Source organism: Fredinandcohnia onubensis (assembly GCF_002734285.1).
Lineage (GTDB): Bacteria > Bacillota > Bacilli > Bacillales > Bacillaceae_L > Ferdinandcohnia > Ferdinandcohnia onubensis_A.
On the sequence record NZ_NSEA01000009.1, the window covers coordinates 223,195 to 243,509 of the forward strand.

General features: G+C 37.5%; 18 protein-coding genes. 13 read left to right on the forward strand and 5 right to left on the reverse strand.

What is annotated here, in order from left to right; all coding sequences use genetic code 11:
- Window positions 1-142 precede the first annotated feature (142 nt).
- The 3 genes from trhO to CKJ95_RS10775 all read left to right on the forward strand — a co-directional run bounded on the left by trhO (window position 143) and on the right by CKJ95_RS10775 (window position 2,113).
- A complete protein-coding gene (trhO, locus tag CKJ95_RS10765; protein ID WP_099353418.1) occupies window positions 143-1,114 on the forward strand; it encodes an oxygen-dependent tRNA uridine(34) hydroxylase TrhO in 972 nt (323 codons plus the stop codon).
- A gap of 85 nt (window positions 1,115-1,199) precedes the next feature.
- The gene (locus tag CKJ95_RS10770) at window positions 1,200-1,466 is read left to right on the forward strand and encodes a hypothetical protein (RefSeq protein WP_099353419.1); all 267 of its coding nucleotides are present in this window, start codon (window positions 1,200-1,202) and stop codon (window positions 1,464-1,466) included.
- Between the two features lie 20 nt (window positions 1,467-1,486).
- Window positions 1,487-2,113, forward strand: a complete 627-nt coding sequence (locus tag CKJ95_RS10775; protein ID WP_099353420.1) for an NUDIX hydrolase — start codon at window positions 1,487-1,489, stop codon at window positions 2,111-2,113.
- A 15-nt stretch (window positions 2,114-2,128) separates the two neighbouring features.
- Here the strand turns inward: CKJ95_RS10775 and CKJ95_RS10780 are convergent, their stop codons facing one another.
- Together CKJ95_RS10780 and CKJ95_RS10785 are read right to left on the reverse strand one after the other, a co-directional pair.
- Window positions 2,129-3,031, reverse strand: coding sequence for a COX15/CtaA family protein (locus tag CKJ95_RS10780; protein ID WP_099353421.1), 903 nt, complete (start codon window positions 3,029-3,031; stop codon window positions 2,129-2,131).
- A gap of 179 nt (window positions 3,032-3,210) precedes the next feature.
- On the reverse strand, window positions 3,211-5,292 hold the full coding sequence (locus tag CKJ95_RS10785; RefSeq protein ID WP_180271477.1) for a transglycosylase domain-containing protein: 2,082 nt from the start codon (window positions 5,290-5,292) through the stop codon (window positions 3,211-3,213).
- Window positions 5,293-5,550: 258 nt separating this feature from the next.
- Between CKJ95_RS10785 and CKJ95_RS10790 the strand changes: the two genes are divergently transcribed.
- The 6 genes from CKJ95_RS10790 (at window position 5,551) to CKJ95_RS10815 (ending at window position 11,680) form a co-directional block, all read left to right on the forward strand.
- Window positions 5,551-6,603, forward strand: coding sequence for a tripartite tricarboxylate transporter substrate binding protein (locus CKJ95_RS10790; protein ID WP_099353423.1), 1,053 nt, complete (start codon window positions 5,551-5,553; stop codon window positions 6,601-6,603).
- 72 nt (window positions 6,604-6,675) lie between these two features.
- Window positions 6,676-7,137 (forward strand): tripartite tricarboxylate transporter TctB family protein, encoded by a 462-nt coding sequence (locus tag CKJ95_RS10795; protein WP_257215764.1) that lies wholly within the window; start codon window positions 6,676-6,678, stop codon window positions 7,135-7,137.
- Between the two features lie 12 nt (window positions 7,138-7,149).
- Entirely contained in the window at window positions 7,150-8,676 is a 1,527-nt protein-coding gene (locus CKJ95_RS10800) for a tripartite tricarboxylate transporter permease (RefSeq protein ID WP_099353424.1), read from the forward strand.
- A gap of 51 nt (window positions 8,677-8,727) precedes the next feature.
- The gene (locus tag CKJ95_RS10805; protein ID WP_099353425.1) at window positions 8,728-9,495 is read left to right on the forward strand and encodes an SDR family NAD(P)-dependent oxidoreductase; all 768 of its coding nucleotides are present in this window, start codon (window positions 8,728-8,730) and stop codon (window positions 9,493-9,495) included.
- A gap of 32 nt (window positions 9,496-9,527) precedes the next feature.
- Complete coding sequence (locus tag CKJ95_RS10810) at window positions 9,528-10,697, forward strand: iron-containing alcohol dehydrogenase (protein WP_099353426.1); 1,170 nt, start codon at window positions 9,528-9,530, stop codon at window positions 10,695-10,697.
- 20 nt (window positions 10,698-10,717) lie between these two features.
- Complete coding sequence (locus CKJ95_RS10815) at window positions 10,718-11,680, forward strand: D-2-hydroxyacid dehydrogenase family protein (protein ID WP_099353427.1); 963 nt, start codon at window positions 10,718-10,720, stop codon at window positions 11,678-11,680.
- Window positions 11,681-11,725: 45 nt separating this feature from the next.
- Here the strand turns inward: CKJ95_RS10815 and acnA are convergent, their stop codons facing one another.
- The 3 genes from acnA to CKJ95_RS10830 form a co-directional block, all read right to left on the reverse strand.
- Window positions 11,726-14,452 carry an aconitate hydratase AcnA gene (gene acnA, locus CKJ95_RS10820; RefSeq protein ID WP_373604848.1) on the reverse strand — a complete coding sequence of 909 codons (2,727 nt, stop codon included), beginning with the start codon at window positions 14,450-14,452 and terminating at the stop codon, window positions 11,726-11,728.
- 97 nt (window positions 14,453-14,549) lie between these two features.
- The gene (locus CKJ95_RS10825; protein ID WP_099353428.1) at window positions 14,550-15,419 is read right to left on the reverse strand and encodes a LysR family transcriptional regulator; all 870 of its coding nucleotides are present in this window, start codon (window positions 15,417-15,419) and stop codon (window positions 14,550-14,552) included.
- 89 nt (window positions 15,420-15,508) lie between these two features.
- Window positions 15,509-16,132 (reverse strand): RraA family protein, encoded by a 624-nt coding sequence (locus CKJ95_RS10830; RefSeq protein WP_099353429.1) that lies wholly within the window; start codon window positions 16,130-16,132, stop codon window positions 15,509-15,511.
- A gap of 168 nt (window positions 16,133-16,300) precedes the next feature.
- Here CKJ95_RS10830 and CKJ95_RS10835 point away from each other — a divergent pair, with 168 nt between their 5' ends.
- The 4 genes from CKJ95_RS10835 (at window position 16,301) to CKJ95_RS10850 (ending at window position 20,282) form a co-directional block, all read left to right on the forward strand.
- Window positions 16,301-16,942 carry a class II aldolase/adducin family protein gene (locus CKJ95_RS10835; protein ID WP_257215765.1) on the forward strand — a complete coding sequence of 214 codons (642 nt, stop codon included), beginning with the start codon at window positions 16,301-16,303 and terminating at the stop codon, window positions 16,940-16,942.
- A gap of 21 nt (window positions 16,943-16,963) precedes the next feature.
- Window positions 16,964-17,773 (forward strand): sugar phosphate isomerase/epimerase family protein, encoded by an 810-nt coding sequence (locus CKJ95_RS10840; protein WP_099353430.1) that lies wholly within the window; start codon window positions 16,964-16,966, stop codon window positions 17,771-17,773.
- A 125-nt stretch (window positions 17,774-17,898) separates the two neighbouring features.
- Window positions 17,899-18,984 (forward strand): isocitrate/isopropylmalate dehydrogenase family protein, encoded by a 1,086-nt coding sequence (locus CKJ95_RS10845; protein WP_099353431.1) that lies wholly within the window; start codon window positions 17,899-17,901, stop codon window positions 18,982-18,984.
- 17 nt (window positions 18,985-19,001) lie between these two features.
- Complete coding sequence (locus CKJ95_RS10850) at window positions 19,002-20,282, forward strand: four-carbon acid sugar kinase family protein (RefSeq protein WP_099353432.1); 1,281 nt, start codon at window positions 19,002-19,004, stop codon at window positions 20,280-20,282.
- The last annotated feature ends 33 nt before the right edge of the window (window positions 20,283-20,315 follow it).

Genomic DNA, 20,315 nt, shown 5'->3' on the forward strand with positions numbered 1-20,315 from the left:
CGACTTTACAATATAAGGAAGGTATAAAACGTTGATTTAGTAATAAATAATTTGATACAATACACTATTGTAAGAGAAAAGTGTAATTCGATCCTAAACACATTCATATCTTGCAAATATTAATGATAGGCGGTCGAAAATAATGACAGAAACAAAACCTTATCGAGTATTACTCTACTATCAATATGTAACAATTGAAAATCCATCAGAATTTGCAGCAGAGCATCTTGCTTTCTGTAAAGAAATCGGTCTAAAAGGTCGTATTTTAGTAGCGACAGAAGGAATGAATGGAACGGTCTCTGGTACAATTGAACAAACTGACAAGTATATGGAAGAAATGAGAAAAGATCCTCGCTTCGCAACAATGGTTTATAAAATTGATGAAGCAGATGGCCATGCGTTTAAGAAAATGCATGTTAGACCTCGTCCTGAGCTTGTCAACTTAAGCCTTGAGGATGATATCAACCCACTTGAATTAACAGGAAAATATTTAAGTCCAAAAGACTTTTATGAAAAAATGCAAGATCAAAATACAATTATCCTAGATGCAAGAAATACTTATGAATATGATTTAGGACATTTTAGAGGCGCAATTAGACCAGATGTAGAAACTTTCCGTGATTTACCACAATGGGTACGTGAAAACAAAGACATGCTAGAAGGAAAAAAGATTCTAACGTACTGTACTGGCGGTATTCGTTGTGAAAAATTCTCTGGTTGGTTAGTAAGAGAAGGCTTCGAGGATGTTGGCCAGCTTCATGGAGGAATTGCAACTTACGGTAAAGACCCTGAGGTACAAGGTGAACTATGGGACGGCCAGCTTTATGTATTCGATGAAAGAATTGCTGTTCCGGTAAACCAAAAAGAGCATGTGATTGTAGGAAAAGATCATTTTACTGGGGAACCATGTGAACGATATGTAAACTGTGCAAACCCAGAATGTAATGAACAAATACTTTGTTCTGAAGAAAATGAGCATAAATATCTAAGAGGTTGTACACATGAATGTCGCGTTCACCCACGCAACCGTTATGTAGAAGAGAACGGGTTAACTGAGGAAGAAGTAGCAGAACGTTTACAAGCCCTTGAAAAAGAATTAGTACAACAACAATAATTATTAAAACCACAGTGTGTATAACCACTGTGGTTTTTTCAAATACACAATTCTGGTACAATATAGGAAAAGAAAGGGGAGAATTGTGAAAATTATTGCATCTCATCCGTATGTTACTATACAAAGAAAAATAGAGTGGAATGTGCAAAAGTATATTGAAAACCAGCATCAGTTGCGATTGTTTAAGGACCGAATCCTTTCTTCTGCAAACGAATTTCATCTAGATCATGTATATGATGTTTCCTACAGAGCCAGCTTTTTATATCTCCACACAAACCAAGGAGTATTCTCCTATAATATTAAAGAAGACCCAATTGATTTTATTAAAGCTTTTAAAGGTTTGAAACAGTAAATAAGGTTTCGAGGTGAACTATGGAAATCGATAAAATTGTCAATGTAGTTAAGGAACGTACTCCCTCTCTATTAGGCCGTGGGGATTTTAAGCGCTTTTCCATTCTTCTTCCTTTAATTAAAAAAGATAATGACGTTCATATCCTTTTTGAGGTCCGTTCAAATCAATTAAGAAGGCAGCCAGGTGAGATATGCTTTCCAGGTGGAAAAATGGACCCAACAGATAGAGATGAACGGCATACAGCAATTAGGGAAACGATGGAGGAACTAGGATTAAAAGAAAGTGATATTACAAATGTAAGTCCACTAGATTATTTTGTATCACCTTTTGGTACGATTATTTATCCATTTGTAGGTGTGATAAATAATCCTGAGGAGATTCATCCGAATCCAGCAGAAGTTGGAGAAGTATTTTCGGTTCCATTGTCGTTCTTTCAGTCAAATCCTCCACAGATATTTAAGGTGAAATTTCATGTAGAGCCCGAAGAAAACTTTCCTTTTAACGATATTATTGGAGGGGAAAATTATAAATGGCAGGTAAGAGGCATGGACGAATGCTTTTATTATTATGAAGACCGTGTCATTTGGGGCTTAACAGCCGGAATCTTAAAACATTTTTTAGAAGTAATCGAAAAAAGCCCTAAATAAAGGGCTTTTTGTGTTTTACTTTGTATATTTAGCGCTTCTCCAATTCGTTACCTTTATTGACGTATGGGAAAAGCGTAGGGTAATCCATGATTCTACAATAATTCCAAAAAGGGCGGTTCCAATTGCTAGATGAATAACTGCCCAAGGAACAGATAATGCGGTATTGATCGTGAAAATGCCTGCTATAATTTGTAAAAATACGGTTAGTGAAGTTAGCATAAGTCGTAACTGAATGCTTGTGCTCCATTTATTTATAAATGCAAAATAAGTCAGAATAAGTATGTAAATAGCTGATGCAAACGCAAAGAAGCGATGTAGGGATTGTAGAATCTGAGCTTTACTTATTGGTATGAAAGAGTTAGAACAAGATAACCATTCACATGCTAATCCATACGACTGATGCTTAATATACGCACCAAAACCTATGGTGAAAGTTAGTAGTAAAATAAGGATGAAATAGTGCTTTTGTAAGACTGTTGCATTACTTACGCTGACTGTTGAAATTGATTGGCTTTTCCATATAAATAGCAAGCATGTAAAATAGGCCATAGCAATAAGTAGGTGGGTGGTCACAACAATTGCTGGCAAATCAAGAACAACTACAATCGCACCAAGAATAACCTGAAGGATAAGGAGAAGGATCATCCAATTTGCTATTGTTTTTACATGATTTTCTGTTTCTGTTCGCTTAACTCTAAAAAATAAAATGGCAGAAAGAATAAAAAGCAGAGCACCGATTACACGATGTGCATATTCAATAAGTGTTTCACCTTCTAATACAGGAATTAATACACCATTACATAATGGCCAATCTGGCCCACAACCCATACCTGATTGAGATGAAGCGACATAACCACCAAACACAACTAGAAAATAGGCTACAAGAATAGATAAGATAGAAAGACCCCGAATACTCAACAATGATACCCCCAATTATTTGATAGTATTAGTGTACCAAAGTGTGTTTCAGAAAGTTGTGGATTTAATCACACTTTTTAGAAAATTTCGCATATGTCATTTGGTTGATGATAGCACTCCAGCCGTAGCAGAGACAAAAAAAGAGTATCGGTCTCCCAATACTCTTTCAAGTTTATATATCAGTTTCCTAGTAGGTCTCTAAGCTTATTTTCAACCTTTTCGCTGACATTCTTAATGTCTTTTTTTGCCTCTTCCAATACTATCTTCCATTTGGCACTTTCTTCTTTTAAGGTTTCTTCGATTTTTTCAGCTTGCTCTTTAATTTCTTCCTTTGTGATCGTTTTTCGGTCCTCTTGTCCCGAAAGCTTCGCATTTACAGAAACGACATCAAAGGAGTCGACTTCCATTGTAGGAAGCACTTCGTCCATCATTGCTTTAAATAAAGGAACAATATAATCAGAGCTACTACCACGTATATAATGTGTTTTGTCCGTTTTGTCATAGCCCATCCAAACGGCACCGACGAAATTAGGTGTATATCCAACAAACCATTGATCCTTTGTTCCATTAATATCTTTATAAGGGAGCTGGGTTGAACCCGTTTTTCCGGCTAGGTCAACTCCAGGGATTTTTGTTCCTTTACCTGAACCCGTTTCAACAACGTTTAGTAGCATAGAAGTCATATCGTTTGCCACTTGTTTCGATGTAACCTTGGTTGTTTTATGTTTATGTTCTGCAATGACATTACCGGTTGGTCCTACTATTTTTGAGATTAGATGTCCTTCCGGTCGTTTGCCATCATTTGCAAAAACTGAATAGGCCTCCGCTAGTTGTAAAGGTGAAGTCCCTTTATGCATACCACCAAGTCCAATTCCAAGATACTTATCTTCTTCTGAAAAGGGAATACCAAATCTTCGTAAAGAATCAAGTCCTTTATTAAGTCCAATTTGGTCTAACAACCAAACAGTCGGTGCATTTAACGAGTGCTCAAGAGCTTCATACATCTTCACTTCACCTTGGTACAATCTTGAGAAGTTTTCAGGTGTGTAATCTCCATATGTTTTTAACTCATCAACTAATACGGAAGTGACTTCATACCCTTCTTCTAGTGCAGGAGTATATACTGCTAATGGCTTTAATGTTGACCCTGGTTGTGCCTGCAAATGAGTCGCTCGATTAAAACCACGGAATACATGTTCACCACGGCCTCCGACTAAACCAAGCACACCTCCAGTCTTAGGATGTAACATTACAGCACCACTTTGCACAAGAACATCCCTGCCTTTAGGGAAAAGATAGTCCTTTTTATAAACAGCTTCAAGGGCAGATTGAACGTCTTGATTCATCTCAGTATAGAAGCGATACCCACGAGTCAGAATCTCCTCTTGCGTCAACCCATATTTCTTTATGGCTTCATCTAGCACAGCATCTACATAATAAGGATAGCTTCTTTCTATATAGCTTCCGCCGCCATCCTCAAGCTTGATTTCTTCATGTTTCGCTTGTGCATATTCATCATCAGAAATCATCTTTAACTCATGCATTTTTAACAGAACTGTATTTCTTCGCTTAATCGCACCATCATAATTTTTATAAGGATTTAAAGCTGATGGTGCTTGGAGAATTCCAGCAAGCATTGCAGCCTCACTGATTGATACATTTTCAATTTCCGTATTAAAATACTTTTTCGAAGCTTGGCTAATTCCCCATGAACCATTTCCGAAGAAGACTTGATTTAAATACATTTGTAAAATCTCGTCCTTGGTATAATGCTTTTCAATTTCCAATGCTAAAAAGAGTTCTTCGATTTTCCGTTTATAGGTTTGTTCAGGGGAGAGAAGCGCATTTTTTGTAAGCTGTTGAGTAATCGTACTACCTCCACCTGTAATTCTTCCAGCAAATATATTATTAAAAAAGGCGCGCGTGATTCCTTTAATATCAAAACCATTATGGGAATAGAAGCGCTCATCTTCTATTGCGATAACCGCATTTTTCACATGCTCAGGAAGTTCTTCTACCGAGACACCCTCAGTTCGATTCGTCGAAATATTGGTTGCTACTTCACCATCTTTATCATAAATAACAGTGGCTTGACGCAAACCGTCTTTCAGCGATTGAACGTTTGCCTGACTAGCCATAAAGGCAAAGAAGAGCATAGACACTAAGATAAACACCAATACAATCAGTAATAAAATTTTAGTTAGATGCTTCTCTCGCCAAAAACGTTTAATAGATTCCCAGAGTCGTTTTATATACGGCATTATCTTTTCAAATATACCTCTCATATTTGTTTCTCCATTCATTAGGATACTGAACTTATATTTTATAACAGTTATTCGAATAAGAGAAATAAAAACGTAGGGTCTAAGAAATTTAAACAATATTTTCCATAGGAAGAAATAGGCATAATTATTAGTTATGGTATTAGATAAGAAGAGTGTATTTTATTTCTTGTCGGAATTATCTTAAATTTATAAATATAGAAAAGAAAACGCTATCAAAAAAACGGAGGGGATCAAATGAAGTTAGGAAAGAAACTAGTTGGGCTTCTTGCAGTTGGAACTCTAGCATTTAGTTTAGCAGCTTGTAGTGGTGGAGGTAGTAGTACATCGTCCTCAGAGGGAAAAAAAGATTCGGAACCAAAGAAGGAAGCAAGTGGGTATCCTGATAAGATGATTACAATCATTGCACCTGCAGGAGCTGGCGGGGGATTAGATACAGCTGCTAGAACATTAGCTAAGGTTTCAGCAGATACTGGACTAATTGAACAATCTATTAGTGTTGAGAATCAGCCAGGTGGAGGTCAAGTTCTTGGGATGACCGAATTCATTCAAAAGGAAGCTGGAAATGATTTTAAGCTTCTTCTACCTTCAACACCTATCGTTCTAAATTATATTAAGAAGGATGGAACAGCACCATACTCGTTCAGAGATATGACTCCATTAGCTCGCTTACAAGTTGATTATCCTGTAATTGCGGTTAATGCAGATTCAGAATTCAATGATTTAAAATCATTCTTTGATGCAATTAAAGCAGATCCTACTAGCATTACAATTGCTGGTGGTGGAGCTCCTGGAACACTCGATCATTTAAATTCAATTCTTCTTGCAGAAAGTCAGGGCATTGATGGAAATCAAGTGAAATATACAGCATATGACGGTGGTGGAGAAGCAATGACAGCTCTTGTTGGTGGGCATGCGGATGCACTAACTACAGATGTTTCCGGAGTTGCTGAGTACCTAAAAGCTGGAAAGATAAAGGTGTTAGGTGTAGCAGCACCAGAACGTATGACAGGGGATTTTGCAGACCTTGTTACATATAAGGAGCAAGGATTTGACGTTGAAGTTGCAAACTGGCGTGGTATTTTTGGACCGAAGGATATGTCTGACGAGGCCAAGGCATATTGGGAAGAAAAATTAAAAGCCTTAAGTGAAAGTGAAGAGTGGAATGCTGAACTTGCAAAAATGGGCGTACAAAACGGGTATATGAATGCAGATGATTTCCTTGCAGCCCTTGAGAAAGAAGAAACAGATTATTTAGAGCTTTATAAGAAGCTAGGTATGGCAAAGTAGTTAATTAGTAGCGTTTTAGTCTAATTGAAAAGAAGGGCTAAGCCCTTCTTTCATTATTTCTTGGAGGTGAAGATGTTGACTAAGGCATTTGATCGATATTTAAGTATTGCTTTAATTGCAGTTGGTGGCTTTTTTATTTTTGAAGGCCAAAGAATAAATGAAAGTTCCTTTGGTAGTGCCATTGGACCAGGTGTCTTACCATCTGCGCTAGGAGTTATCCTCATTTTATTATGTATCCGCAATATTTACGAAACATTTCGAAAAAAATACCCTGAACAAGAAAAGGAAAAAGTCCATTATAAACGCTTCCTAATTATGCTTGTTTCAACGATTTTATATGCGTTATTACTTGAACCTATCGGCTATGTGATTAGTACGTTTTTATTCTTGCTCGTTGGGTTTCAAGTAATGCAAAAAGGGAAGTTTGTAAACTCAATTATTATTGCAGCAGCAGTGCCTGCCGTTGTCTATTACATGTATGTAGTTGTGATGAAAGGAACATTGCCAAGCTTCCCAGTATGGCTAAGTATGTGAGGGGGTTAAAAAGTGGAAGTATTACAATACTTAGGTGAAGGATTTGCAATAGCCTTTACGGCTCGAAATTTAATATTTGCATTCATTGGTGTTCTAATTGGTACAGCTGTTGGCGTCCTTCCTGGTATTGGTCCAATTAGTGGTGTAGCTTTATTAATTCCTGTAACAGCTATGTTGACTAGTGGACTAGATCCGAGCGCAGCGGCGACTAGCTCAATTATTTTACTAGCGGGTGTATATTATGGAGCTATGTACGGTGGGTCAACAACATCGATTTTGATCAATACTCCAGGAGAATCATCCTCAGTAGTTACAACCCTTGATGGATACCAGATGGCCAAGCAAGGTAGGGCAGGTGCCGCCCTCTCAATTGCAGCCATTGGCTCCTTTGTGGCAGGAGTTGTTGCTCTCGTTGGACTTATTTTTTTGGCTCAGCCATTATCGAGCATGGCACTTAAATTTGGGCCATCTGATTATTTTTCGTTAATGATATTAGGCCTTTGTGCAATTAGTGGTTTGTCCGGAACATCGGTCACAAAGTCGTTGATGATGACTGTCTTTGGTCTAATGATCGCATCGATTGGTATAGATGTGGTTTCTGGTGTATCTCGTTTTACATTTGGTTTTCCGCAATTGTATTCAGGACTTGAATTTTTGACTGTAGCGGTTGGACTCTTTGCATTAGGAGAAGTCTTTAAAACCATTTTACACAATGATGTCAATTCAGGGGAAATAAGTAAGATTAATAAACTCCTACCTACTAAACAAGAATTTAAAGATAGTGCTGCTCCAATCGCCCGTGGTTCTATTTTAGGTTTCTTCATGGGGATTCTACCTGGTTCTGGAGCAACACTCGCTTCATTTATGGCCTATATTGCGGAGAAAAAGGTTAGTAAAAACCCAGAGAAGTTTGGAAAAGGTGCAATTGAAGGGGTAGCTGGCCCGGAGGCTGCCAATAATGCGGCTGCTGGTGGAGCCATGATACCTTTACTAACACTAGGTATTCCTGGTTCGGGTACAACTGCAGTGTTGATGGGTGCGTTGATTATGTACAATGTAAATCCAGGACCACTATTATTCGAGGATCATCCGCAAGTTGCATGGGGATTAATTGCTAGTATGTTAGTCGGAAACTTAATGCTTTTGATGTTGAATCTTCCATTGGTAAAGGTATTTGCAAAGATTATTTCAACCCCACCAAAATATTTAATACCATTAATTGTGGTCATCTCCATTTTTGGTGTGTATGCAGTTCAGGTAACTGTATTTGATCTAATGTTATTAATTGTTTGTGGTGTTGCGGGCTACTATTTTACGAAAAATGATTACCCAATTGCGCCATTGGTTTTAGGACTCGTATTGTGGCCAATGATTGAAAATAACTTTAGAAGAGCATTAACGATTTCAAACGGAGATTATAGTATTTTCTTTACTAGACCACTATCACTTATATTCTTAATTATTGCTCTTCTATGGATCTCAATTCCAATTTTCTTAAAATGGAGAGGCAAAAATGTGATAGTAAATGACGAAGGATAAGGGGATGCAAATCTCCTTTTTCTTATTTATAAATAATGAGTGAGGTGTGATATGAATTTAGAGAGTATCTTTGGAATAAAAGATAAGGTAGTTGTCATAACAGGAGCTAGTCAAGGAATTGGAAAGGATATGGCATTGTTATTTGCAAAAATGGGGGCAAAGGTAGCTTTAATCGCAAGGAATAGGGAGAAGCTAGAGCTTTTGTCAAATGAAATGAGGGAGCTTGGTTACACAGCGATGTATGCTCCTTGCGATATTACGAAAGTGGAATTAATTCCTGATGTCATGTCTAAGATTCATAGTCAATATGGCCATATTGATGTTTTGATTAACAATGCAGGTACAAATATTGCGAAACCGCCTGAAGAAATATCTGAAAAGGATTGGGATGCGGTTCTTGATTTAAATCTGAAAAGCGCCTTTTTTTGTTCGAAGGAAGCAGGTAAATATATGAAATTAGGGGAAAAAGGAAAAATTATCTTTATCTCATCCCAGATGGCCCAGGTAGGGTATTTTAACCGAGTTTCATATTGTTCAAGCAAGGGTGGAGTAATGCAGTTGACACGCTCACTTGCGATTGAATGGGCAAAGCATCAGATTAATGTAAATTCAATTGCCCCTACGTTTATTGATACGCCTATGACTGCTCCAATGTTTGAGGATCAAAGTTTTAAAGAGGAAGTACTGAGCCGAATTCCGTTAGGTAGACTTGCAAAAACAGATGATCTATACGGTGCTCTTTTATTTTTAAGTTCTTCCGCTTCAGACATGGTAACGGGGCAAACGGTGTTTGTTGATGGTGGTTGGACTGTTTGGTAAATACATAATAAGGAATAAGGGAGAGATTTATAATGACCATGTATCATGATTTTAAAATGCCTGAAAATGTAAGATTTGGTGTAGGAGCACATAAAAGTTTACCAGATGAAGTAAGGAGAATTGGTGCAAGGAAAATTGGTCTGATTAGTGACAAAGGTTTAGAGAAAGCTGGAGTAGTAGATAAAATTAAAAACCTATTAGAATCACTAGCTGTACCGATTGCAACTTTTACGGATATTCAGGGTGAACCTTCTTTTTCATTATTAAGAAATACAATTGACCATCTAAAGCAAGAGGAATGTGATTTAATCATTGGAATTGGTGGAGGTAGTGCCATGGATGTGGCAAAAACGACTGCTGCATTAATTCCCATTGAAGTTGATACTGACTACATATCTGGAACTAAGGTTATAGAAACTAGAGGGATACCATGTATCTTACTTCCGACAACTTCAGGAACAGGTGCAGAGGTCACCATGAACGCTATTTTCGCAGATGAAGAACGGGAGGTAAAGAGGGGACTTGTAAGTCCAGCACTTCTTCCTACACTTGCAATTGTTGATCCATCATTAACTTTGTCCTGTCCACCTAAGGTTACTGCAGCATCAGGAGTCGATGCTTTTACCCATGCAATAGAATCCTATATAGCTGTAAAAGCAACACCGTTAACAAAAATTTATGCTGAAAAAGCAATGAAGCTATTTCCAAACTATATTACAAAAGCAGTTCATCATGGAAATGACTTAGAAGCGAGAATAGGAATGAGTTGGGTAAGTCATCTTGCAGGTGTATCATTAGCAAATGCTGGAGTAGGGGCAGTACATGCGCTTTCATATCCTTTAGGAGGGAAGTATCATATTGAACATGGGGTTGCAAATGCCTTGTTAATGCCGTATGTTTTTGATGTGATAGGAAAAACATGTATGGCTGAAATGGTTGATATTGCAACCCTAATTGGAATTGGCGACTACAGTAATCGTCCATTTGAGGCCCAAGGTGCGGTGGTAAATTATTTATATCACTTGTTACATGACCTAGACTTACCAATATCTTTACAAGAGTTAGGCATAAAAGAACAGGACTTACCACAGCTTGCAGTAGAAGCATCCAAGATAGATCGGTTACTATTGAATACACCAAATAAACTAACGGAACAAAAAATACTTAACATCTACCAAAAGGCTTTTAACGGTAAGATTTAACTGTAAAAAGAGGGGATATTATGAGTTTAAAATGTGTAATACTAGATGACTATCAAAATATTGCACTACAAATGGCTGATTGGTCATTACTTTCTAATGAAGTAGAAATCTCAAGTATTAACGAACATATCGATAATGAAGATGAGCTTGTTAAAGCTATTAAAAACTATGAAATTATCGTTATTATGCGTGAACGTACACCGTTTCCAGCATCACTTTTAAACCGACTTCCTAATTTAAAACTTTTAATCACCTCAGGGATGAGAAATGCCTCAATTGACCTTAAAACAGCTACGAAATTAGGCATTACTGTCTGTGGAACAGCAAGTAGCTCCGAGCCTCCAACCGAACTCACTTGGGCGCTAATTCTTGGTCTTGCTAGGAATATCAAAAAAGAGTGCCAGTCCCTCACTTCAAATGGACCATGGCAATCAACAGTGGGTACAGACCTATATGGAAAAAGACTAGGTTTGATTGGCCTTGGAAAAATCGGTAGCAGAATGGCTCGAATAGGAAAGGCATTTGGAATGAAAGTAATGGCATGGAGCCAGAATCTCACACAAGAAAGAACGGAAGAATTAGGTGTAGAAAAAGCAGAGTCATTGGAAGAATTATTAAAAGCAAGTGATTTTGTATCCATCCATTTAGTGCTCAGTGATCGCACAAGAGATTTAATCGGAGAAAATGAAATAAAATTAATGAAACCAAGTGCATTCCTCATTAATACTTCAAGATCAGCAATTATCAACCAAAAGAATCTTATTACTGCATTAGAAAATAACTGGATCGCAGGAGCAGGGCTTGATGTATATGAAGAGGAACCATTGCCAGAAAACCATCTTTTCAGAGAATTACCGAATGTGTTAGCTCTACCACATTTAGGGTATGTGACTCGTAACAACTATGAAACCTATTTTAGTGAAGCAGTAGGGGATATTGAAGCTTTTATTAAAGGTGAGCCTAAAAGAGTATTAAATCCTTAAAAAGGAGAGCGGGTCGTGCATCAAATGCCAGACCTGCTCTTTTTTTTATACTGTTGCTCCATCGAGAAGCTTTCTAACTGTTGACTGCATAATGCCACCATTTTTATAGTAACCAATCTCAACAATATTATCTAAACGAACAAGAACACCAAAGGTAAAATGACTTCCATCTTCACGAGTTGCCCTAATTTGAATTTTCTCACCAGGCTGTAGACACTCTGAAAGACCAATTGTTTCAAAGGCCTCATGACCAGTTATACCTAGTGTAGCTGCTGTTTCACCATTCATAAATTGTAATGGCAAGACACCCATTCCAACTAAATTGCTTCGATGAATCCGTTCAAAACTTTCTGCTAGAATCATTTTAACTCCTAATAGATGTGGACCTTTGGCTGCCCAGTCACGAGAGCTACCAGTTCCATATTCCTTTCCCGCAACGATGAGTAGATCCGTATTTTCCTCTTTGTATTTCATAGAGGCTTCATAGATCGACATAACTTGACCACTGGTGTGATGGAGGGTGAAACCACCTTCGATACCGTTTACAAGTTTATTTCGTATTCGAACATTTGCAAACGCACCACGCATCATTACTTTGTGATTTCCGCGTCTTGATGGGTAGGAATTGAAATCTTTTCTTTCAACCCCTTTCTTCAACAAATATAATCCTGCTGGGCTATCAGGCTTAATGGCACCCGATGGAGAAGCATGATCCGTTGTTACGGAGTCTCCCAGCATGGCTAAAACTCGAACCGCTCGGAAGTCTTGGATACCACCTTTCTGCTCTGAAATCTTTTTGAGAAATGGTGGTTCCTGAATATAGGTTGAGTTTTTATCCCATTGATAGAGCTGTCCGTCAGTTGACTCAATCTTATTCCATTGATCATTTGCATCATAAACGGTTTCATATCGCTTTTTAAATAATTCTGGGTGAATATATTTATTGATATAGGCTTGAATTTCTTCTGTAGATGGCCAAATATCACGTAAGAAAACAGGTTGGTTATCCGTTCCGATGCCAATTGGGTCTTTTTCAAAATCAATATTCACAGTTCCAGCCAAAGCGTATACAACGACAAGTGGTGGAGATGCTAAATAATTTGCTTTAATCTGCGGATGTACACGACCTTCAAAATTTCGATTCCCAGACAACACAGATGCAGTTACTAAATCTTCTTGGGTAATGGCATTACTAATTTCCTCAGGTAATGGCCCTGAATTTCCGATGCAAGTTGCACATCCATAACCAGCAATGTGAAAACCTAAATTCTCAAGATAGGTTATTAAGCCAGAATGGCCTAAATAGTCCGCAACTACGCGGGAGCCAGGAGTCAAAGAGCTTTTAACAAATGATTGTTTTTTAAGTCCTTTTTCTACAGCTTTTTTAGCGAGTAATCCGGCACCTATTAATACAGTTGGATTTGAAGTATTTGTGCAGCTCGTAATGGCTGCAAGGACGACAGAACCATGTTTCAATTTTGCTTTTTCTCCCGATGGATGCGTTATTTCAATTTCCTTATCCAATGCATCTGTTTCTAGTGCATACCCACCCTTGTCAACTGGAGAAGAAATGATTTCTTGATACGCTTTTTTCATGTTTGTTAATTCAATTCGATCTTGAGGGCGTTTTGGACCTGCAAGACATGGAACAACAGTTGAAAGGTTTAACTCGACTATTTCAGTATATTTAGGATCCGGGGCGTGACTAGTCATGAACATCCCTTGTGCTTTGTAATAGGATTCAATCAATGTAATCTGATCTTCACTTCGGCCGATTGATCTTAAGTAGTTTAGCGTTTCCTCATCGACTGGAAAGAAGCCCATCGTTGCCCCATATTCAGGAGCCATATTGGCAATTGTAGCTCTCTCCACAACACTCATGTTCTTAACACCCGGTCCGTAAAACTCAACGAATTTACCCACAACACCTTGTTTGCGAAGTAGATTCGTAATTGTGAGAGCGAGGTCTGTCGATGTTGTACCTTCAGGAAGAGAGCCAGTCACCTTAAAACCAACTACCTTTGGTGGTACAAAGTAAAGAGGTTGGTCGATCATAGCCGCTTCTGCCTCAATTCCTCCGACACCCCAAGCAACAATACTAAGTCCATTAATCATAGTCGTATGAGAATCTGTTCCTACTAATGAATCAGGATAAATGAGGGTGGTACCATTGTTCTCTTTTGTTTTAATAACAGAAGAAAGTAGTTCCATGTTAATTTGGTGCATAATTCCTGAAGAAGGAGGCACGATATTTACATTTTTAAAAGCATTTTGAGCCCATCTAAGGAAGCGAAAACGTTCATAGTTCCGCTCGAATTCTATTTTTTCATTCGCATGTAATGCTTGTAATGAACCGAATTGTTCAACTGTAACAGAATGGTCCACAACTAAATCTACAGGAATAGTAGGATTTACAATGGAAGGATCTCCACCATTACGTGATACAGCCTCTCTCATGGCGGCCAAATCAACCAGTAGAGGAAGGCCAGTTGTATCATGCAATAGTATACGAGCTGGTTTAAATGGCACTTCTTGATTTTGGTCCCCATTTTCGCTCCATTTTGCTAGCTTTTCAATATGTTCATCAGTAATGGAAGTACCGTCGAAGTGCCTTATTGCAGCCTCGAGTAACACCTTTATCGAATAAGGAAGTTTCTCAATGGATTCAAACCCTAACGCTTTAAGGGAGTTAATATTAAAGAACTCATAATGTTTATTGTTAATTTCTATATTAGATTTTGTATGAGGGACATACTTTGATATTTTCTGCAAATGTTCCACCCCTATTGAATTATTTATCTATCAATAAGGGTAGTATAATAGTTATTTGTGTTTCCGAAAAATGAGAATATGATATGCGCTTTCATAACTAATTGTTATATTGCTGTTCTTTAACAAAATTCACAAAAGCTTTTACCACATTTTGTTCTAAAGAACTTTCATGATAAAACATCCAGGTTGGTCTGGTGTGTGGGGTGCCATCGTCTTTTGTAACTTCAATCTGGTATATAGTGTCCTCGATGCCTTGTAGTAATCTCGCTGGCATGATGGCATACCCTAATCCTCTAATCACCATTTCACGGCATGTATCGCCACGGTCTACATTCATTGCAATTATAGGTGGTTTTGAGAAATGATTATTCCACCAATTGTCGACTAAGGATTTATATAAATGATCCGTATCAAAGTCAATCCTTGGAATATCAGGGAGTTCCTCTAGGTTTATCTTTCGCTTACTGGCAATGACAATTTTCTCTTCAAATAATAGATACTTTTCACCCGGCCAAGAGTAATCTCCTCTTACAAAGCCGACATGAACGTTGGTATTGTAGGTTGAATTAAAGATGTACTTGCTTAAGCCTGTTTCAACATGATATAAAACCTTGGGGTATTTTTCGGAAAAGTGCTGCAGAATATCAGGAAGTTCATATTTTCCAAAAAAGTTTGAGACACCGATTCGTAATGTTCCAACAACGTCATCACTCATGTTCTTAACATCTTCTTTGATTTCTCGTGTGACTTCTAACATTTCTGCTGCTCGTTTCGCTAAATATTCACCCTGTGGTGTAAATTGGACTCCACGTATTCCTCGATCAACAATTTTTACACCAAATTCTTCCTCAATTTGCATTAATCTTTTTGTTAGAGCAGGTTGAGTAATGTACAAGCTTTGTGCAGCTTTTGTTATATTTTTCTGTTCAAATAAGACGTCTAATATTTGCCAACCGCGCTCATCCATTTAAAGATTCCCCCTTGGAAAACAAACATCAATATTATTAAAAATAAAAAAGTAGCAATTTTTGAAATTGCTACTTTTATACTATCATACTATTTTACATTGGAGAGCATTTCTGTTAAATAGCGTCTGATTTCTTCAGGTTTCCCAGAAACTTTTTCTTCTCTTTCTTCATCTTTTCTAAGTTTTTCTTTTGCTTTTGACAATACTACCTCTTCTATGGCTTGAGGGATAACAATGACTCCATCCGCATCTGCCACAACAATATCTCCCGGATTTACTGAGGTACCGCCACAGGAAATAGGTACATTGATTTCGCCCCAACCTGCTTTGGCACTTGCTGCAACAGTTGTTCCCTTACAAAAGACAGGATAGTCTAGTTTTTTTACACCTAGAATATCACGGATTACACCATCCGTTATAACCCCTTTAATTCCTAGAGTTTGAGCTAGTCCAAGAATGAAATCTCCGGCAATTGTTCGATATGTATCTCCTTTTGAATCGACAACAAGTACATCACCAGGTTTTGCCTCATTGATTGCTTGTAATATGGTCGTGTTGTCTCCAACTGGCATCTTAACAGTGAATGCACGGCCTGCAACACGATATTCTTCTTTTAATGGTTTGATTGCACTATCCATATTATTGAGACCTTGCATTGTATCAGAAATACAGGTAGTAGGAATTTCTTCAAATGCTTTAACGATATGATCCATACAAAATCCTCCTTGGAAAAATAGTAATCTACTGTATTATATAATGTTCTTTTAATTCTGAATAATGCGTTTTATGTATACCCACTGATAACTATTTGGAATAACCACTCTATATTTGTATCTGTTTTAATAATAGTAAGACATTAAGTGATTAAGGTGGTTAGTGAAGTGGAAAAAGGAGTTCAAGTGTTGGTTGATGCAGGTAGATATATGTTAGCAAATCAGTTGGCGTGGGGAACTTCAGGGAATATTAGTTTAAGGCTTGATAAAAAACATATGTTAATTACTGCTTCTGGGACGTATATGGGAGATTTGGCAAGCAGTGATTTTGTTGAATTTAACATCGAAACTGGACAGTATGATGGTGCACGTAAAGCATCCAAGGAAACACCAATCCATAGTGGAATCTATAAAAATAGACCAGATATTCATGCTGTCATCCATTCTTCTCCGTTCTATACGACGCTTATGGCCTGTAGTAATGAACTGATTCTGTCCGACCTGTTTATTGAGACCATGTATTATTTGGAGAAGATTGAGTATGTCGATTATTTTCATCCAGGTTCAAATGAATTAGGTCAAGAAATTGCTGAAAAATCATTATCTGCCAATATTATCATCATGAAAAACCATGGAGTTACGGTAATTGATGATTCTGTAAATGAAGCGTTAATGAGATTAGAAACATTAGAAAATGCTTGTAAAATGTTGATTACTACAAAAGCAGCGGGAATAAAACTTACTGAGGTTCCGAAAACGGTGGTTCATGAATTTTTGGAGGAATCGAAATATAAACCAAGAAAAAGATAGTCACGTAGGGGAGGGGTTCAGATGGAATTAGCTTATGTTTTTGGAACGAAAGAAACAAGTGCTTCAATTTTAGGTTTTCGCGGTGAAGAAGACTCCATTTTTCCATGGTTAAAGGATAATGGTTATACCGCAATTGAGCCATTTGTAAGAAATCCTAACCTTTTTAATCAAGTAGAATTTGAGAAAAAAGTTGAAAAATCAGGTTTGAAAATAGCTGCTATCGGAACAGGTCCAATGGTAAGTGATGATAAGCTAACCTTTACCGATAAAGACCCAGCAGTTAGGAAAGAAGCTGTAAAAAGAGTGAATGAGATCATAGATTTTGCATCCATTTTTCAAGTGCCAGTAAATATCGGAAAAGTACGGGGAGATATCCATGAAGAATTATTTATCCAATCATGGCATTGGATGAGTGGGGCATTAAATGAGGTTTGCGAACATGCAGATACAGTCGGAGTGGATATTATTTTGGAGCCGCAAAACAAACATAATATCAACAATTTAAACACGACCTACGAAACGATGAATCTAATAAAAGAATTAAAACTACCTAATCTTCAAATGATGATTGATGTCTTTCATCTGGCATTCGAGGATTATTCAATTGAAAAGAGTCTATCGTTAGTCAAAGATCAATTACTCCACGTTCATCTTGCTGACAGCAATCGATTTGCACCTGGTATGGGGGATTTTGATTTCACCTATACGATCCAACTCTTAGAAGATATTAATTATCAAGGATATCTATCATTGGAAGTTGCTGCAGAGAAGAACAGATTTAAAGAAGCAAAAGATGCAGCGGAATTTTTATATTCCATTATCCACGGATAAGGTACATTCTGTCATCAAAAAAATATATGACTATTGATGCAAAACGGATATTTTACCAACTACTTAAACCAAGTTACAGTTGAATTAAAGAAAGAAAAGTTAATAGAAATAAGGAGGAAAAATGGATGGCAACGTATAAACTTGGGATTTTATATGGGGATGGAATTGGACTAGAAATTACGAAAGCTACTGTGAATGTATTAAAAGCAGCTGTTGAAAAAGTAGGAACAATTGAATTTGAATATATTGAATTACCAATGGGCTGGGAAGCAATCGAAAAATATGGTGATCCCATACCTCAATATACAAAGGATGCTTTAAAGGAAACAAATGGGTGGATAATGGGTCCACATGATTCTGCAGCCTATCCAAAGGAACATAAGGAGAATCGTAATCCGAGTGGTGAGCTAAGACATTATTTTGATCTTTATTCAAATGTACGACCAGCAAAGACAATGACAGGAATTAAGAGTGTTGTGGGCGAAGCTGATTTAGTTATTTTTAGAGAAAATACGGAAGGCTATTATTGTGACCGTAACATGTATGTAGGTGTTGGAGAGTGGCAAGTTACACCGGATGTTGTTATTTCAGCAGGTGTATTTACAAGAAAAGCAGTTGAAAGAATTGCTCATTCAGCCTTCCAAATGGCAAGGAAAAGACGTAAAAAAGTAACAATTGTTCATAAGGCTAACGTCATAAAACTTGGTTCAGGCTTATTCCTACAAATATGTCGTGAGGTAGGTCAACAATATCCTGATGTAGAAATAGATGATTATCACATCGATGCAATGACAGCACATCTTGTTAGGCGTGCAAAAGATTTTGATGTAATTGTTACGGAAAACATGTTTGGTGATATCTTATCAGATCTTGCAGGGGAACTTGTAGGGAGTCTAGGCCTGGCACCATCTATTAATAACAATGAAAATCAAGCCATGGCTCAAGCAGCTCACGGTTCTGCTCCAGATATAGCTGGGAAGAATATTGCTAATCCAATCGGAATCATGTTATCAACAGTGATGTTTTTAGATTGGTTAAGTAGCCGACACAATGATGAAAGTGTTTCAAAAATCGCACGTACAATTGAAAGTGGTATTTTTAATACTCTTGCAGATGGTATTAAAACAAAGGATCTTGCAGGATCAGCTTCAACAACTGATTTTACAGAGGCGATTATTGAAAGGATTAAAACGGCAGTATCTGTAAGTTAATTGTGAGGGGTGAGAACATGATTGGGATTGTCGCAGATGATACAACAGGTGCGAATGACATCGGCCTGATGTTTAGTAAAAATCAATATACCGTAAAAATACTCACCTTTCATGAGGAGTTAATACTAGGCGATAAACCAGACGTTTTAATCATTGATACAGATAGTAGACTAGATTCCGGGGAAGATAGCTATCAAAAGGTATACATGGCCACTGAAAAGCTTGAGGAACTTGGCTGTGCGCATTTCTTTAATAAAACCTGTTCTGTATTTAGAGGGAATATTGGCGAAGAATTCGATGCAATGCTAGATGCTTTAAACGAAGATTTTGCAGTCATTAGTTTAGCCTTTCCGAAAAATGGGAGAAAAACAATAAACGGGATTCATACGGTTTATGGAAAGCGATTAGAGAATTCAGAGTTTGCTAATGATCCAGTTCACCCGATGGTGGATTCAAATCTTGTTCGAATTTTAGAAAAACAAACTTCTCGAAAGGTTAGTCTTATAACACTTGATGTAGTTAGAAAGGGTCCGGATGTATTACGGAGTGAAATTGAAAAACACCGCGAGTCTTCAAATTATTGTATCATCGACTCCGAGACTCAGGATGACTTACGGATTGTCGCAGAGGCAGTTCATGATTTGAAGATTCTTTGTGGGAGTTCAGCTATTGCGGAAGAATTGCCAAGTTTTTTAAAGATTGAACCAGTTCCAAACCCTTTAAAAGAAATTAATATTACAGACGAAAATGGAGTATTAATTGTTTCTGGTAGCTTAACTCCACAGACCCATGCTCAGACAAGGCATCTAATAGAACAAAAGACTCCTAGTGTAATTTTAGATTCACGCTTCATTTTTTCACCGGAAGAACGGGCGAAAGAAATTCAACGCATGATTCATGAGGTTGAAGTGTTAATCAAGCTTGGAACAGACGTCCTTGTCATGGCTGATAACCGAAAAGAAGTTGTGTTGGAAACAAAGGAAATGGGAAGAAAGCTTGGTGAAAATGACTTACATACCAGTAAAATGGTATCCCAAGCTCTCGCAGAAGTAGTTGAAAAGGTGATTGATCATACTGGAGTTAAGAGGTTGGTTGTAGCTGGTGGTGATACATCTGGAACAGTATGCAGAAGGTTAGGGATAACCGGAAATTATGTATTAGAAGAGATTGAAACTGGTTTGCCATCCGGATATGCATTTGGCCGTAATATGCTAATTGTTTTGAAATCGGGGAGCTTTGGTAAAGAAGATTTTCTTAAAAAGGCAGTTGATCATTTAAAAAGATTAACAGCAGGCTAATGGCTATAAATTGTACAAAGGGAGGTTGTTCAT

Excerpts from the sequence above, each read along its gene's own strand:
- trhO (WP_099353418.1), top strand. The coding sequence starts at position 143 with ATGACAGAAACAAAACCTTATCGAGTATTACTCTACTATCAATATGTA.
- CKJ95_RS10775 (WP_099353420.1), top strand. The coding sequence starts at position 1,487 with ATGGAAATCGATAAAATTGTCAATGTAGTTAAGGAACGTACTCCCTCT.
- CKJ95_RS10785 (WP_180271477.1), bottom strand. The coding sequence starts at position 5,292 with ATGCCGTATATAAAACGACTCTGGGAATCTATTAAACGTTTTTGGCGA.
- CKJ95_RS10790 (WP_099353423.1), top strand. The coding sequence starts at position 5,551 with ATGAAGTTAGGAAAGAAACTAGTTGGGCTTCTTGCAGTTGGAACTCTA.
- CKJ95_RS10795 (WP_257215764.1), top strand. The coding sequence starts at position 6,676 with ATGTTGACTAAGGCATTTGATCGATATTTAAGTATTGCTTTAATTGCA.
- CKJ95_RS10805 (WP_099353425.1), top strand. The coding sequence starts at position 8,728 with ATGAATTTAGAGAGTATCTTTGGAATAAAAGATAAGGTAGTTGTCATA.
- CKJ95_RS10810 (WP_099353426.1), top strand. The coding sequence starts at position 9,528 with ATGACCATGTATCATGATTTTAAAATGCCTGAAAATGTAAGATTTGGT.
- CKJ95_RS10815 (WP_099353427.1), top strand. The coding sequence starts at position 10,718 with ATGAGTTTAAAATGTGTAATACTAGATGACTATCAAAATATTGCACTA.
- CKJ95_RS10825 (WP_099353428.1), bottom strand. The coding sequence starts at position 15,419 with ATGGATGAGCGCGGTTGGCAAATATTAGACGTCTTATTTGAACAGAAA.
- CKJ95_RS10830 (WP_099353429.1), bottom strand. The coding sequence starts at position 16,132 with ATGGATCATATCGTTAAAGCATTTGAAGAAATTCCTACTACCTGTATT.
- CKJ95_RS10840 (WP_099353430.1), top strand. The coding sequence starts at position 16,964 with ATGGAATTAGCTTATGTTTTTGGAACGAAAGAAACAAGTGCTTCAATT.
- CKJ95_RS10845 (WP_099353431.1), top strand. The coding sequence starts at position 17,899 with ATGGCAACGTATAAACTTGGGATTTTATATGGGGATGGAATTGGACTA.
- CKJ95_RS10850 (WP_099353432.1), top strand. The coding sequence starts at position 19,002 with ATGATTGGGATTGTCGCAGATGATACAACAGGTGCGAATGACATCGGC.